Raw genomic sequence first — 15365 nt, 5'->3', positions numbered from 1 at the left:
CGTTTCTCCCGATGATAATATCAAAACAAATTTATACTTCGGCAGTTTGCTTTGAAAACACATTTGCTTGAATTAAATGACGGTTAATAGCGTTTAAATAAGCTTTTGCAGCTGCTTCAAGAACATCTTGTGAAGCGTCGCGACCGGTTGTTGTAAATCCGTTGTAACGTAAATTAACAACAGCTTCTCCTAATGCATCGCGTCCTTTGCCTACGGATTTCACTCGGAAATCTAGTATGTTTATCGTTGCTTCAACTAATTGTTCTAATGTATTGAAAATGGCTTCTACTGATCCTGCTCCCGTAGCAGCTAATGTTTTTAACTCCCCGCTAGGAGTAAGGACAGAAGCAGTCGCTGTTGGAATATTCTCTGTTCCATAAGATACTTGAACGGATTTTAATTCAAATAATGGTACATCTTCCATTGAAACTTGTTGTTCTGTTAGAAGTGTTATTAAATCTTCTTCCGTAATTTCTTTTTTCCGATCAGCTAATTTTTTGAACTCTTGGAATGCTTTATTTAATTTTTCATCGGATAAGTCAAAGCCCATTTTTACAGCTCGATCGCGGAATGCCGCACGACCAGAATGTTTTCCTAATACTAAAGGAACTTCACCTTCACCGATAAGAGCTGGTGAAATAATTTCGTACGTTTCTTTATGTTTCAGTACGCCATCTTGATGAATCCCAGATTCGTGGGCAAAGGCATTTTTCCCTACTACTGCTTTATTGGGTTGAATAACAACGCCTGTTAAGCGGCTAACTAACTGGGACGTTCTTTTTATCTCTTTTAAGTTTAAACCTGTTTCAACTTGATAAAGATCTTTACGGATATGCATTGCAACACCAATTTCTTCTAATGAAGCATTACCGGCACGCTCACCGATCCCATTAATTGTACATTCTACTTGATCTGCGCCATTTTGAATGGCAGCAATAGAGTTAGCGACCGCCATACCTAAATCATCATGACAATGGGCAGAGAATTTTACTTTATCTGCTCCGCGCACATTTTCACGTAAAAATTTGAAAAGCTCACCATATTCTTGAGGAGACGCGTATCCAACTGTATCTGGAACGTTAATTGTAGTTGCTCCAACCTCAATAACTTTTTCAATAATGCGCACAAGGAAATCGCGATCAGAGCGGAATCCATCTTCAGCAGACCATTGTACGAGGGAGAAATATTTTTTTGCATATTTGACTGCTTCAACAGCTTGCTCAATGACTTGTTCTTCGGATTTCTTTAATTTATATTCCATATGAATTGGACTTGTTGCTAAAAATACATGAATATGCGGTTGCTCAGCTACTTTAATTGCTTCCCAAGTGGCATCAATATCACTTTGGATACAACGGGCAAGGCCTGTTACAATAGAATTTTTAACGGTGCTAGCTATGCGATTTACTGCTTCGAAATCTCCAGGACTTGAAGCAGGAAAACCTGCTTCAATGATTGTTGTGCCTAGACGCTCTAACTGTTTTGCAATTTCAATTTTTTCTGCTGTATTCAGATTAATCCCAGCGGACTGTTCACCGTCTCGAAGAGTTGTATCAAAAATATCGATTTTACGCATTACTTCACCACCACTTTTTTCTTTCCTTCATTAATGAAAGGCATCATCTCACGTAATTTGGATCCTACTTGTTCAATTTGATGTTGTGCGCCAGCTTTTTTATATTCGTTGTAGCGCGGACGATTCGTTTCATTTTCTTTAATCCAATCCTTCGCAAATGTGCCATCTTGGATATCCGCTAAAACTTCTTTCATTCGAGCTTTTACGGATTCATCGATAATACGTGGTCCGGAAACGTAATCACCCCATTCAGCAGTATCTGAAACGGAATATCGCATTGTTTCCATACCACCTTCGTACATTAAATCAACGATTAATTTTAGTTCATGCAGAGTTTCAAAGTAAGCAAGTTCTGGTTGATATCCTGCTTCTACTAACGTTTCAAAGCCGTATTTCACTAATTGAGTAGTACCTCCACAAAGTACAGCCTGTTCTCCGAATAAATCTGTTTCCGTTTCTTCTTTAAATGTTGTTTCTAACATTCCTGCACGCGCAGCACCGATTCCTTTGCCGTAAGCTAATGCTAAGCTTCGTGCTTCTCCTGTTGCATCTTGATAAATAGCAAACAATGCAGGAACACCAGCACCTTGGACATAAGTACGACGAACTAAGTGACCAGGTCCTTTTGGTGCTACTAAAAATACGTCGACATCTGCTGGAGGTACAATTTGACCGAAATTGATGTTGAATCCATGGGCGAACATTAATGCATTTCCTGGCTCAAGATTCGGAGCAATTTCTTCTTCATAGACTTGTTTTTGTCTTTCATCTGGTAATAAGATTTGAATAATATCAGCTTCTCGTGCAGCTTCTGCTACTGTTTTTACTTCTAACCCATCTTCCTTTGCTTGATCGAATGATTTACCTGGACGTACACCAACTACTATATTAAAACCAGAGTCTTTTAAATTTTGAGCATGTGCATGACCTTGTGAACCATAACCGATAATGGCGATTTTCTTTTCTTTTAATACAGCCTCGTTAATTTCGTTTTGGTAATACATTTTTGTCATTTTCATTTCCTCCTAATAGTCAATTTTATTTGAATTTAGTAGCTCAACCATAAGTAATGATTGGCGTTTAAACGATTAACCTTTAAATAATTACTTCAATATGGAAAGTTGTGGTGTATTATCTGACGGTTGTGTTTCTCTGACAGATGCTGTAACCCCAGTTCTTGTTAATTCTTTAATACCATAGGGACGTATAAGCTCTATAAAGGCATCAATTTTGTCTGGATGACCAACGACTTGATATGTCACAACATTTTTAGATGTATCGATAATTTGTGGTCTGAACGGTTCAACAATTGCATTCATTTCCAACCGGACATTTCCAGGAGATACGACTTTAATAAGGGCAAGTTCCCTTAGTACAATCGATTTTTCTGTAATATCGTTTACCTTCAACACATCAATCTGTTTGGACAATTGTTTAATAAGTTGTTCTAACTTTACTTCATCTTCTACATTGACGACAAAAGTCATTTTTGAAATGTTTAATTGTTCTGTATGACCAACCGTTATGGACTCAATATTAAATTGCCTTTTCATCATGAGTCCGGTAATACGGTTCAATACACCACTTTGGTTTATAACGGATACTGTAATGACGCGTTTCAAAATTTCTTCACCCCGATCATTTCATGTAATGCTTTACCTGGTGCAACCATTGGATATACGTTTTCTACTTGCTTTACCCGACAATCGATTAAAACGGGTTCGTCAGAATTTAATGCTTCTTCAAAAATTGCACTGGCTTCATCTAATGTGTCGATTTGATAACCTTTAATGCCATACGCATCAGCTAGTTTTACAAAGTTGGGTTGTACGGGCATTAAACTTTGGGAGTAGCGCCCCTCATAGAAGGTTTGTTGCCATTGTCGAACCATACCTAATGCAAAATTATTTAAAATAACAATTTTTACAGGTAAATGGAATTCCTTTAATAAGGAAAGTTCCTGTGCGGTCATTTGAAAGCCAGCATCACCGCAAATTGCAATGACCTTTTTATCCGGTTTGGCAAATTGGGCACCGATGGCAGCTGGGAATCCGAATCCCATTGTGCCAAGGCCACCCGAAGTAACCCATTGATGACCATAATTTTGGCGATAATATTGGGCAACCCACATTTGATGTTGACCAACATCAGTCGTAATAATCGCATCACCATTTGTAATAGAATGGATCAATTGAATAGCTTGTTGAGGTAATATTTCTTTCTCATCTTCAACATACCAATATGGGAAATTTAATTGCTTTTCATTTAAATAATCGATCCACCCATTTGTATCTGGAGCTTGGAAATCCTGTTTCAAGATCGCTTTTAAAGCTTCCTTTGCATCCGCGACGATAGGTACATCCGTTGGAATATTTTTACCAATTTCAGCTGGGTCGATATCGATATGGATAATCGTTGCGTTAGGTGCAAACCGTTTTGTGTCTCCTGTTAAACGGTCATCAAAGCGAGCGCCAATATTAATAAGTAAATCAGTGTTTTGAATTGCATCGTTGGCTACGACAGCCCCATGCATGCCAGCCATTCCATAATTCAATTCATGATTACCGTGAATACTTCCTAAACCTAATAAAGTATTGACTACAGGAATTTTGTATTTTTCTACGAATGCCGTCAGTTCTTCCCGCGCATCGGCAAATAATACACCTGCCCCAGCCAAAACTAATGGCTTTTTCGATTCACTAATTGCTTGGATCGCCTTTTGAATTTGTAAATAGTTCGGTTTTGAGTTTGGTTGATATCCTGGTAAATATATTTCCTTTTCTCTACTTGCCTCCGCTAAAGCTTCATCAAAAACATCTGCAGAAATATTTTTAGGGAAGTCAATTAACACAGGACCTTTCCGACCAGTATTCGCAATATGGAAAGCTTCTTTTACAATTCTCGGAATATCGTTTACATCTTGTACTTGATAGTTATGTTTTGTAATAGGTGTAGTAATGCCGATTACATCAGCTTCTTGAAAAGCATCGGATCCAATGACAGAAGTGGCAACTTGCCCTGTGAAAATGACTAACGGGATGGAGTCAATCATGGCATCTGTAATTCCGGTTACTAAATTCGTTGCACCAGGACCACTTGTTGCAATAACAACACCTGGTTTATTTAAAACTCGTGCATATCCTTCCGCTGCATGGATAGCACCTTGTTCATGTCTTGTTAAAATATGTCGGATTGGATTTTTATACATAGCATCATATAAATGTAATACAGCACCACCAGGGTAACCAAAAACAATTTCAACATCTTGATCATGGAGTGCTTGAATTAGTAAGTCTGCACCATTTCTTGGTTTATACTTTTCTTCAGGTTGTGATTGACTTTTTGCAGTTGCATCTAATTTTTCGCTTGTTGATACATTAGCAGTCATTAGTTGACGCCTCCTTTTAACTTAAAAAATAAAAATAAAAAAGCCTTTTTCTCCAACGCAAAAGAAACCTTTCGCGTAGGGATGAAAAAGACTTTCATGGTACCACCCTTATTCGTAGCAAATTGCTACCTCGTGAATAGTTTTAACAACCTATCTACATAAAATTCTAAATATTTAGAAATTTTTATGTGCAACTAGACAGGAACACTATTCGTTTATAACGAGCACTTCGAAATATGCCCGGAGCTATCTAATGGCTAATCGCGTTTAATAGCTCACTCCGAGGGGATGTCAGTTATAGTTGTATCATCGGCTTCCAGCAATACCGACTCTCTGGTAAATACAAGACTCTATAACCTTTAACCTCATCATCGAATTTACATATTTACTTTTCCATTATCACTTTAATAAACCAGTCTGATGAATTATATTTTCATAATGCCGCCTTTAGAAGCATTTGTTACAAGTTTTGAATATCTTGCTAACCATCCTTTTTTAATTTTAGGTTCGAATGGTTTTAAATTTTGACGACGTTCATTTAACACTCCGTCTGAAACTTCAAGGTGAATTGTTCTGTTTGGTAAGTCAATGACAATGGTATCACCATTTTCAATTAAAGCGATTGGACCTCCTTCAGCAGCTTCCGGTGAAATATGTCCAATCGATATTCCCCTTGAAGCACCGCTAAAACGTCCATCTGTAATTAAAGCTACTTTTGTTCCTAGCCCCCTCCCCATAATGGCTGATGTAGGAGCAAGCATTTCTGGCATACCCGGACCACCTTTTGGCCCTTCGTAACGAATAACGACAACATGTCCCTCTTTTACAGTTCCGTTATCAATGGCTGCTTGTGCTTCGTCCTGGGAATCAAAAACAATAGCTTCACCGACGAAGGTTTGAATGGATGGGTCCACCGCACCAACTTTAATAACAGAACCTTCAGGTGCAATGTTACCATATAAAATAGATAATCCGCCAACAGGGCTATATGGATTATCTTTTGTACGAATGACTTGATCATTGGTAATTTGATAATCCTTCACTAGTTCCTCCATCGTTTTACCTGCAACGGTTAAGCGATTAGGATGAATAGCTCCTGGAATTTTTGTTAACTCATTAATAATGGCACTTACGCCACCAGCTTTATTAATATCATCCATGGAAATATCAGATGCTGGCATTATTTTGGCTAAGTATGGAACGCGGGCTGCAACTTTATTAATATCCTGTAAGTCATAGTCAATTTCAGCTTCATTTGCAATAGCTAGGGTATGAAGAACTGTATTCGTTGAACCACCCATTGCCATATCAAGGGCAAATGCATCATCAATTGCTTCTTTAGTAATAATATCCCGAGGTTTAATATCCTCTTTAATCATTCGAATTAAATGTTTAGCTGCTTCTTTTATAAGTTCGTGTCGTTGTTCACTCGTCGCAACAATCGTACCGTTTCCAGGAAGGGCTACACCTAACATTTCCATTAAACAGTTCATCGAATTTGCTGTGAACATTCCTGAACATGAACCGCATGTTGGACAAGCATTATTTTCGATATCTAATAGTTGTTCAGCGGACATATTCCCTGATTTATGTGCTCCAACACCTTCAAAGACAGATGTTAATGATAATTGTTTTCCTGAAGATGATTTACCAGCTTCCATTGGGCCACCTGAGACAAATATAGAAGGTACATTCGTCCGTACAGCTGCCATTAACATTCCTGGTGTAATTTTGTCACAGTTAGGAATGTAAAATACACCATCAAACCAGTGGGCATTAATAACCGTTTCTGCTGAGTCAGCTATTAATTCACGGCTTGGTAACGAATAACGCATTCCAATGTGCCCCATTGCAATTCCATCGTCAACACCAATTGTATTAAATTCGAATGGAATACCACCTGCTTCAATGATTGCTTCCTTTACAACGTCCGCAAATTGACGTAAGTGGACGTGTCCGGGAATAATATCGATATAAGAATTACATATACCGATAAATGGTTTCCCTAAATCTTTCGCTTTTACTTTACCAGTAGCATAAAGAAGACTACGGTGAGGAGCACGATCAACTCCTACTTTAATCATGTCACTTCTCATTATTGAAACGCCCCTCATGTTTTCTACTCTGTTATGAAATTTTAAATAGAATAATAGTTTAAAAATTGTTCAATCATGTTGGATTTAAGTTACATGATTGTGTTCGCTTTACTAGAGCGAACGTTTTAAATTGTTGTTATCATAGTACAAAAACCGTTGTTAGGTCAATATGATTTTTTAATTATTTTCACAATTTGAAAAACTCTAATAATTTGTAATCGTTTACAATCACGTTATAACAAGCATTATGTTTTTTTAATTAATTTTGAAATTTTTTCAAAATTTTATGATTTATTAAATAAAATCCAATAATTAATTTTGATAATCAGATTCATTTTCTTTGAAGGAGCTCTTATCATATGGATGTTAAAAATCTTTTTTTGAAAAAATAAAAAGCCTAGTATTTACTAGGCTTTTGCTGATGCATTGTTATTTTATTAGAAATAAATCCCATGAGAGGTTCAATAGTATGACACTGTGCAAAAAGGCCAAAAGTATTCCACGTCGATTTAACTTTTTCATCATTTTCATATCCATACTAAACACCTCATTTTTTTATTTTTTATTTCTTTTTTGAAATTATACTCCCTCTTTTTTAAAAAAGCAAAAGTTTTTGAATATTTTGTGAACGTTTTTTAAAAATTTTCAATGAAAACCGTTGGATGATTTACGGATCCAATTAAATTCGAATGTATTGATGCATTTGTTCTTTAATAATTGTGCATATTACTTACTAAAGAGCTGTATTACCTAGGATGTAAGACTTTAATTCAAGTTTAATGATCAAATTTTAGGCTATAGGTAAGTACACGCTTTTAATAAATAAAAGGAGTTGACTAAATAATGATGAGCTTCATTTGGTATTTAGTTATTGGCGGAGTACTTGGGTGGCTTGCTGGAGTCATTATCGGTAGAGATGTGCCTGGAGGAATTATCGGAAACATTGTAGCCGGTATCGTTGGTTCCTGGATCGGCAGTGCTGTGTTAGGAAATTGGGGATGGCAAGTTTCTGATTTTTACGTTTTCCCTGCTCTAATTGGTGCAATCGTTTTAATCTTTATTGTAAGTCTCATTATGAGATCAATGAGAAAAGCGACTTAATTCAATGTTCTTGTCTAAAAAGAATAAAATTTGTTTTTAACTACGGATAAAGACGAAAGTCTCCACTCATTCAAACTATATGATGTATCCAAATCGATGAATGATGAGTCTTTCGTCTTTTTTTGCCGTAGAAAAAAGGCAGTTTTTTATAAATGATATTTAATTTTTTCGACTCAATTGTACAAGTTCCTCGCCGACTTCTTCATATAGATGATAATAATACAATATATCTTCTACATATTCTTCGCTATGGTTATAATTAAAAATGGCCTTTCTCAACTCTCCGTCAGAAGCTCCTGATTTTGATAAGTAATTTGCTGCACTATAAATGGCATCTTCAATATCGTAAGGGTCGGCTATACCATCGCCATTTGCATCAACCCCAAATCCACCGTATTTTTCGATCATTTCAGGATTTGTTTTTTCAACTGCAGGAATTTCCCCTTCTCCTAACCCACTGCATGTTGGATGATTCCAACCGACAAAGGTACACGGCATAAATTGCATATGTCCTTCAGCTCCAGCGGGAGATATTAATTCCTTCATAGTTGAAAATTTTGTTTCTACACGATGATGTGCTGCTAATAATGTCCATGGTACTCCATATGCTTCTCCTGCTGAAATATATATAGGGATATACTCCTCTGGAATTTCAATATCAAAATGTTCTTGAATGTTAATTTTCTCCTCATGATGAAGCGAGGAGAAATTTTTTATATTATCCCAAACTAAAAAAACACAAAAATAAACTGTTACGGAAACAGGAATTAATAAAACGATAAGAAATAATTTTTTAGCAGGGCTAATCAATGGTTTTTTTGGCTTTTTTTTAAAAGTTTTATTTGCCACTTTAGCCACATCCTTAAAGAGATATTTATGATTCAAAACTATTAATTAAATAAAATTTATTTTAAATATTGTAATAAAAGGTAGCTTTATGTAAAATAGCTTTCTATACTATTTATGTATTATACAACAAGGAGTGATATAAAATGTGGAAAGAGTTTAAAGAATTTGCTATGAGAGGTAATGTTATCGATCTAGCAATCGGTGTTGTTATTGGTGCTGCTTTCGGTAAAATTGTTTCATCATTAGTAGAAAATATTATTACCCCACTTATCGGTATGATTACAGGTGGTATAAATTTAACAAATAGCCTTATTTTCGGTATTGGCGAAGCAGAAATTAAACTCGGTGTATTTATCCAATCTATCATTGACTTCATTATTATTGCCTTTTCTATCTTTATGGTATTACGACTATTAACGAAATTAAATCGTAAAAAGAAAGAAGAAACAGCAGAAGAGCCTTCAGCTCCTGAAGTTGATGTAAAAGAAGAGCTACTGATGGAAATTCGTGATTTATTAAAAAATAAACAATCTTAATTCAAAAAGTATTTAGCTATTATTGGTTAAATACTTTTTATTTATACCTTTTTTCATTCTTTTTCCATGTAAATATTATCTTTCATTACGAGAGTGTTGTTTTCACTACTTTAACGTGATAAATTATATTAATAATCGGTTCATTGCTAATGTTTCGTAAAATGTGACAACTTTGAAAGAGAAAGAAGTGATTTATATGACAAAGCGTTCAATTGAAACGAAGCTTGTTCAATTAGGAAATTTAAGTGATATTAAAACGGGTGCTGTCAATCCTCCCATTTATATGTCAACGGCTTATAAACATAATGGAATTGGACAGTCGACTGGATATGATTACACTCGAACGAAAAATCCAACACGTGAAATTTTAGAAAAAGGTATTGCTGACTTAGAAAATGGTGATGCTGGTTTTGCTTGTAGTTCAGGTATGGCAGCAGTTCAGCTCGTTCTTTCCTTGTTTAAACCAGGAGATGAAATTATCGTACCTGATGATATTTACGGTGGTACATACCGCTTATTAAAAACGTTTAGTGAAACATATAATATAAACCCTGTCTATTTTTCTTCTATTGAAGAGATAGAAGGTCTTGTTAACGAAAATACGAAAGCAATTTTCCTTGAAACACCGACAAACCCACTTATGATTGAATTTGATCTTGATCAATTTGCAGCAATTTGTAAAAAGCATCATTTATTATTTATCGTTGACAATACTTTCTATACACCATACTTCCAGCGTCCAATCGAACATGGTGCAGATATTGTATTACATAGTGCAACGAAATATATTGCAGGACATAATGATGTATTAGCAGGATTAGTCGTTGCTAAAGGAGAAAGTTTATGTGAAAAATTAGCCTTTGCCCATAATGGAATGGGATTAGTACTTTCCCCTATGGATAGTTGGCTTGTCATTAGAGGATTAAAAACGATGCACCTTCGTTTAAAACAACATGATCAAAACGGTAAAAAAGTAGCCGCTTATCTAGAATCTGAACCTTTAGTAAGCGATGTTTTGTATACCGGTAAAGGTGGTATGTTATCCTTTAGAGTTCAAAAAGCAGAAATGGTAGATCCTTTCCTTCAAAAAATTCAATTAATTACCTTTGCGGAGAGTCTTGGAGGAGTTGAAAGTTTTATTACTTACCCAGCTACCCAAACCCATGCGGATATTCCATATGAAGAGCGAGTTGCACGTGGTGTGGATGATCGTTTGTTACGTTTCTCTGTTGGAGTAGAAGAAGCTGAGGATATTATTGCTGATTTAAAACAAGTATTTGATCAATTAAGACAAGAGTTTTAAAACATAACATAAGAAAAATCTGCTCGTTTTTAATGAAATGTACGTAGACAATGACGTCAACCAAAATAGTCATAGCATAAAAAAATGCTATGACTTCTGTATTGACCATTTGACACACTTCATAGAAAATAGCAGATTTTTATATTTCGTCTTTTAACCGTTAATTCATTTTAATGATCGTAACGAGAGTGCTCAGAAATATCACTTAAAGCATCCCCTGCTTCATTCACATAAATATTCTCTCTTGCTAAGTCACCAATTGCAATTATACCTACAATTTCTCCATTTTCTACAACTGGAATACGACGGATTTGGTGCTGTGCCATCATTCGTGCACATTCATGAATATCAGTATCCGCTGTACACGTAACAACATCAGTTGACATACAGTCATGACAGTGAACAGAATTACTATCTTTTCCTTCTGCTACACAAGTGATTACGATATCACGGTCAGTAATAATCCCTACTACTTCCTTTCCTTCACAAACAGGTACGGAACCACACTCAATATCGCGCATAATTTTGGCAGCAGCTGTTACAGAATCGTGGGGGGTACATACTTTAATATCTTTCGTCATGATTTCAGAAACAGTTTTCATTTTCTTACCTCCATTCAAATTTACACTTTTATTTTCTGTTATTTCAATAAAATTATTCCTAAAAGGATGAATGGAAAGAAAAAACATAAAAAAAGCCAGGCAACTATACCTGACTTTTAAAATTTTATTTATCTAATCTTTCTTTAATTAAAGTTTCCATATCGATTGCAATCGTCTCATATGGAACACCATCTGCACTGTCAGAATAACCAGTATAACTTTTAACTGCCGTTCCTTTTTCATCTACAAGGTAAAAAGTTGAACCATGAATAACTTGATCCCCTTCTTTCGGCATTTTCACTAATGATTTAAATGAATTTAATGCGAACTGTTCAATCCATTTTTGATCATAATTCGTTAGTAAATTCCATTTCGATTCATCTGCTAATGTGTAATGACTTAAATACTCAGAAAGTACTTCCGGTGTATCATTGGCTGGGTCTACGGAGAAACCGACAATGTTGTAATCTTCCACTCCACGTTTTTCTAATTCTTCTTGAATTGTTGTCATATTAAAAGTCATTGGCTGACAAATCGTTGTACAATTTGTAAATATAAACATAGCTAACCAAGGTTTCCCTTTTAATTGCTCGAGCGAAACTTCTTCACCGCGATGATTCATAGCTGTAAAATCTTCCACTTCATATTCAATATCCGGTTTAAATTTATAATTGCTACATGCACTTAAAATAGTTATAAGTGTTAGTATTCCGATAAGTCCGACTAATTTCTTTTTCAATGTATTCACTCCCTCTAGTCCTTCTCTCATATTATCGAAATACTAAACTTAGTACAACCATTCGAGTTAATAGTTCTCGAACAAATTTGTGAATTTTACCACTTTATTTTAACAATTAATTTTGATGCATGGATATAATGGCAGTGTGAATTGCATCAAGTTTCGTTTCAATACGGTACAACAAATAAAATGATACGAGTATTGGAAAACCGATTTCTTGAACTAAAGAGACCCATTCTTGCATCAATTTTTCCTCCATTCGATATAACTTGAATAAAAAAGCCGACAAAATCTGATGGATGATTTTGCCGACTTCTAATCTGATGTTCTTTTAACTATTTTGTGTTAAATTAAATTCCGAAATATTGCGTTCAATAATACGGGCTTGATTTATCGCTACTAATTTATGTCCTTCATTATGAAAAACATCAGCTGTCATAATTGTTTGCATCGCCGCTGTGATTTCCGTAGGTGTTAAGTTTGGTTTCGGTTCATTTACAGATAGTGTCATTGTTTTGCCATTGGCTGTATCAAATTTCAACTCTAATACTTGTGCCATTTAAAAAACTCCCTTCTTTTTTCATTGCATTATAGTTCGACAAATTCAGTTTCGATTTTTTGTGCTTTTTGTAATGTGTAGTTTGAAAGACTTGCTAACACTTGAACTACTGCAGCAATTTGTGAAGCTTCCACATTAGCACGGACATTTCTGTACGTCTTAGAAGTTATAATTGGCTTGCCTTGCTCATCAACCCCTGTTTCAAATGATAATTTTAATGTGGCATTTTCAAAATTATATGCTGCCATCTTTCATTCCCCCTTTCATTAATATAAATACCTTCTAATGATGGAAAAAGAGACATTAAATTTAGTGAAAACTTTTGAAGTTCCTTTTATAATAGATATTATTGAAATTAAAGAGGTGAACGGTTTGAATTTAGAAGGTTGGTTTTTATGGTTTATATTATTTTGGGTATTCGTCCTCATTACGTTAATGGGTATTGGTGGATTTTTCATGTTCCGAAAATTTTTGAAGGCATTGCCAAAACAGGATGGAAAGTCAGATTTGGATTGGCAAAATTATTATTTAGATAAAACAATCCATCTTTGGAATGATGAGTCCAAGGAATTATTAAATGAATTAGTAAGTCCTGTTCCTGAGTTGTTTCGACAAGTAGCAAAGGAAAAAATCGCGGGGAAAATTGGAGAAATTGCTTTAAAAGAAAAAGCGAAATCTATAACCCATGATTTGATTATTAAAGGTTATATTCAAGCAACACCAAAACGGGATCATAAGTTTTTAAGAAAAAAATTAGATGAAATGAAAATTGATGTATCGCCTTATGAACAATATTTTGAATAAGTGATCTTTTTACATATGAACAAAAGGGATTGTCCATCGACAATCCCTTTTGTTTAAGCTGTAATTAAACTTTTTTCAATTTTTTTATATTGTATAAACATGGCGATTCGCCAAGGCCATAGCATAGAGAATGCTAAAATCCAAAACATTCCGCCAAGTTCACCTATATTAAAGGAATTAGAAAGAATTACTTTCATAAACACTCGAATAATGAGTAATCCTCCTAAAATAAAGAAAAAAGCTTTTGAACGTTTCATGTAAATTTCATCTTGCCTTACTTCAAATTTAGATGTGGCAATTAATACGGTTGAAAAGATAATTCCAACTACGACAGCTTCTAATATTTGTAACGGTGTAACACGGAATTCCTCAAAAATAAACATCAGAGCACCTGATGACATAGCGATGGGAGGAATTAAGATTTTCTTAGCAGTAACTGGTTTTTTTTGAGATCGGATACGAACAAACATTACAAATAATCCCATAAATATTGCCATTACTGTTGAACCGATTATTAAATATTGAGAAGGTATATTAACGAACATAACTCTTCCCTCCTCTTGCAATCTCTATATAAAATAACGTATTGATAATACCTTATTTTCTAAATAAATTCCACAATATGCTCAATTAAAATCCTGCTAAAAGATTAGCAGGATTCTTTATAGTTCATTATTAATCAAAAATATTATCAACGATCATTTTCAAATGGTTTTGTTCAAAAGGTTTTGTAATAAAATCCTTTGCACCCGCTTCAATTGCTTCAACTATAATTTTTTGTTGATCGAGAGCTGATAGCATTATTATATTTGCATTAGGATATTGGGGCAGTATTTCTTTTACAGCATCTAATCCAGACATAATCGGCATTGTAACATCCATTATGACGAGATCAGGCTGTAATTGTTTATACAATTCTACAGCTTCTTTACCGTTTGAAGCTTCTCCAACAATTTCAAAACCCCATTCCTTCAACATATTGCCAACTTTTACTCGCATAAAAAGTGTATCGTCTACTATTAATACTGTTGGCATAATATATTCCCCTTTTTTCTATATTACAGGCAATTTTCTTTTAGTTTATTAAAAACCGGTAAATCCTCCAAAGAAAGGAGAAAGCAGGCGAATAATATAATCTAAACCGTCGAAAAATAGTAAAACTCCGACAGCAATCATAATAACCCCACCGACTTTAACGATTTTTTGGCTATGTTTACGAATCCAGCCAAGTTTAGAAATGAAGAATGATAATATAAAGAACGGTATTGCAAAGCCAAAGTAGTAAGCTAACATATACCATAGTCCAGATTGTGGATTAGCTCCTGCTAAAGTAATAATAGACATTAAAATCGGACCTGTACAAGGGGTCCAACCTGCAGCAAATGCAAGGCCAATTAATAATGAACCTAAGTATCCAGACGGTCTATTTTTAAATTGAAATTTATGATCTTTCATTAAAAAATCAATTTGTAATAACCCTACAATCATTAACCCGAAAATGACAATTAGAATTGCACCAATTTGTCTTAATAAATCTTGATACGAGATGAAAAAATCTCTTGCCAACGAAGTTCCAAAACCGATGGCAATAAAAATGATGGAAAAACCAATTAAAAAGAATAACGTATGTAAAATGGCTCTCTTTTGTAACATCCCTTTTTCATTTTTCAGCTCATCATAGCTCATCCCCGTTATGTAGGATAAAAAAGCTGGATAAAGGGGCAAAGTACAGGGTGAAATAAAACTTAAAAACCCTGCACCGAATGCTAAAAAGACATTAACATCTGTGTTCATGTAGTTCTCTCCTTACAA

General features: G+C 34.9%; 18 protein-coding genes. 4 read left to right on the top strand and 14 right to left on the bottom strand.

Features of this window, described 5'->3' with window-relative positions:
- Positions 1-31 precede the first annotated feature (31 nt).
- The 5 genes from EC501_RS02110 to ilvD all read right to left on the bottom strand — a co-directional run bounded on the left by EC501_RS02110 (position 32) and on the right by ilvD (position 7060).
- Positions 32-1576: a 2-isopropylmalate synthase gene (locus EC501_RS02110; RefSeq protein ID WP_122970641.1), complete on the bottom strand. Its 1545-nt coding sequence runs from the start codon at positions 1574-1576 to the stop codon at positions 32-34.
- The gene (ilvC, locus tag EC501_RS02105; RefSeq protein WP_122970640.1) at positions 1576-2589 is read right to left on the bottom strand and encodes a ketol-acid reductoisomerase; all 1014 of its coding nucleotides are present in this window, start codon (positions 2587-2589) and stop codon (positions 1576-1578) included. The genes EC501_RS02110 and ilvC overlap by 1 nt, the downstream gene beginning before the upstream one ends.
- Before the next feature lie 90 nt (positions 2590-2679).
- Positions 2680-3198 (bottom strand): acetolactate synthase small subunit, encoded by a 519-nt coding sequence (gene ilvN, locus EC501_RS02100; RefSeq protein WP_122970639.1) that lies wholly within the window; start codon positions 3196-3198, stop codon positions 2680-2682.
- Complete coding sequence (gene ilvB / locus EC501_RS02095) at positions 3195-4964, bottom strand: biosynthetic-type acetolactate synthase large subunit (RefSeq protein WP_122970638.1); 1770 nt, start codon at positions 4962-4964, stop codon at positions 3195-3197. Before ilvB ends, ilvN begins: the two co-directional genes overlap by 4 nt.
- A gap of 425 nt (positions 4965-5389) precedes the next feature.
- Positions 5390-7060: a dihydroxy-acid dehydratase gene (gene ilvD / locus EC501_RS02090; RefSeq protein WP_122970637.1), complete on the bottom strand. Its 1671-nt coding sequence runs from the start codon at positions 7058-7060 to the stop codon at positions 5390-5392.
- Between the two features lie 843 nt (positions 7061-7903).
- Here ilvD and EC501_RS02085 point away from each other — a divergent pair.
- Entirely contained in the window at positions 7904-8161 is a 258-nt protein-coding gene (locus EC501_RS02085; protein ID WP_122970636.1) for a GlsB/YeaQ/YmgE family stress response membrane protein, read from the top strand.
- Between the two features lie 159 nt (positions 8162-8320).
- Here the strand turns inward: EC501_RS02085 and EC501_RS02080 are convergent, their stop codons facing one another.
- Positions 8321-9010, bottom strand: coding sequence for a lytic transglycosylase domain-containing protein (locus EC501_RS02080; RefSeq protein WP_122970635.1), 690 nt, complete (start codon positions 9008-9010; stop codon positions 8321-8323).
- A 143-nt stretch (positions 9011-9153) separates the two neighbouring features.
- Between EC501_RS02080 and mscL the strand changes: the two genes are divergently transcribed.
- Together mscL and EC501_RS02070 are read left to right on the top strand one after the other, a co-directional pair.
- Entirely contained in the window at positions 9154-9546 is a 393-nt protein-coding gene (mscL, locus tag EC501_RS02075) for a large conductance mechanosensitive channel protein MscL (RefSeq protein ID WP_122970634.1), read from the top strand.
- A 196-nt stretch (positions 9547-9742) separates the two neighbouring features.
- Positions 9743-10849 carry a methionine biosynthesis PLP-dependent protein gene (locus EC501_RS02070; RefSeq protein WP_122970633.1) on the top strand — a complete coding sequence of 369 codons (1107 nt, stop codon included), beginning with the start codon at positions 9743-9745 and terminating at the stop codon, positions 10847-10849.
- 170 nt (positions 10850-11019) lie between these two features.
- Here EC501_RS02070 and EC501_RS02065 read toward each other — a convergent pair whose 3' ends face one another.
- From EC501_RS02065 to EC501_RS02045, 5 genes are all read right to left on the bottom strand, one after another.
- The gene (locus tag EC501_RS02065) at positions 11020-11451 is read right to left on the bottom strand and encodes a CBS domain-containing protein (RefSeq protein WP_122970632.1); all 432 of its coding nucleotides are present in this window, start codon (positions 11449-11451) and stop codon (positions 11020-11022) included.
- A gap of 124 nt (positions 11452-11575) precedes the next feature.
- On the bottom strand, positions 11576-12190 hold the full coding sequence (locus tag EC501_RS02060; protein ID WP_122970631.1) for an SCO family protein: 615 nt from the start codon (positions 12188-12190) through the stop codon (positions 11576-11578).
- Positions 12191-12305: 115 nt separating this feature from the next.
- The gene (locus EC501_RS02055) at positions 12306-12434 is read right to left on the bottom strand and encodes a YvrJ family protein (RefSeq protein ID WP_122970630.1); all 129 of its coding nucleotides are present in this window, start codon (positions 12432-12434) and stop codon (positions 12306-12308) included.
- Between the two features lie 87 nt (positions 12435-12521).
- Complete coding sequence (locus tag EC501_RS02050) at positions 12522-12749, bottom strand: DUF2922 domain-containing protein (RefSeq protein WP_122970629.1); 228 nt, start codon at positions 12747-12749, stop codon at positions 12522-12524.
- Positions 12750-12778: 29 nt separating this feature from the next.
- A complete protein-coding gene (locus EC501_RS02045) occupies positions 12779-12997 on the bottom strand; it encodes a DUF1659 domain-containing protein (RefSeq protein WP_122970628.1) in 219 nt (72 codons plus the stop codon).
- Positions 12998-13121: 124 nt separating this feature from the next.
- Between EC501_RS02045 and EC501_RS02040 the strand changes: the two genes are divergently transcribed.
- Positions 13122-13553 (top strand): DUF2621 domain-containing protein, encoded by a 432-nt coding sequence (locus tag EC501_RS02040; protein WP_277749706.1) that lies wholly within the window; start codon positions 13122-13124, stop codon positions 13551-13553.
- 53 nt (positions 13554-13606) lie between these two features.
- On the opposite strand, the gene EC501_RS02035 is transcribed toward EC501_RS02040, so the two are convergent.
- From EC501_RS02035 to EC501_RS02025, 3 genes are all read right to left on the bottom strand, one after another.
- A complete protein-coding gene (locus tag EC501_RS02035; RefSeq protein WP_122970627.1) occupies positions 13607-14098 on the bottom strand; it encodes a CcdC family protein in 492 nt (163 codons plus the stop codon).
- Between the two features lie 130 nt (positions 14099-14228).
- A complete protein-coding gene (locus EC501_RS02030; RefSeq protein WP_122970626.1) occupies positions 14229-14588 on the bottom strand; it encodes a response regulator in 360 nt (119 codons plus the stop codon).
- 48 nt (positions 14589-14636) lie between these two features.
- Positions 14637-15347, bottom strand: a complete 711-nt coding sequence (locus tag EC501_RS02025; protein WP_122970625.1) for a cytochrome c biogenesis CcdA family protein — start codon at positions 15345-15347, stop codon at positions 14637-14639.
- Positions 15348-15365 lie beyond the last annotated feature (18 nt).

It is taken from the genome of Lysinibacillus halotolerans (genome assembly GCF_003711845.1).
Taxonomy (GTDB): Bacteria; Bacillota; Bacilli; order Bacillales_A; family Planococcaceae; genus Ureibacillus; species Ureibacillus halotolerans.
This window is presented reverse-complemented; position numbering and strand designations above follow the sequence as displayed.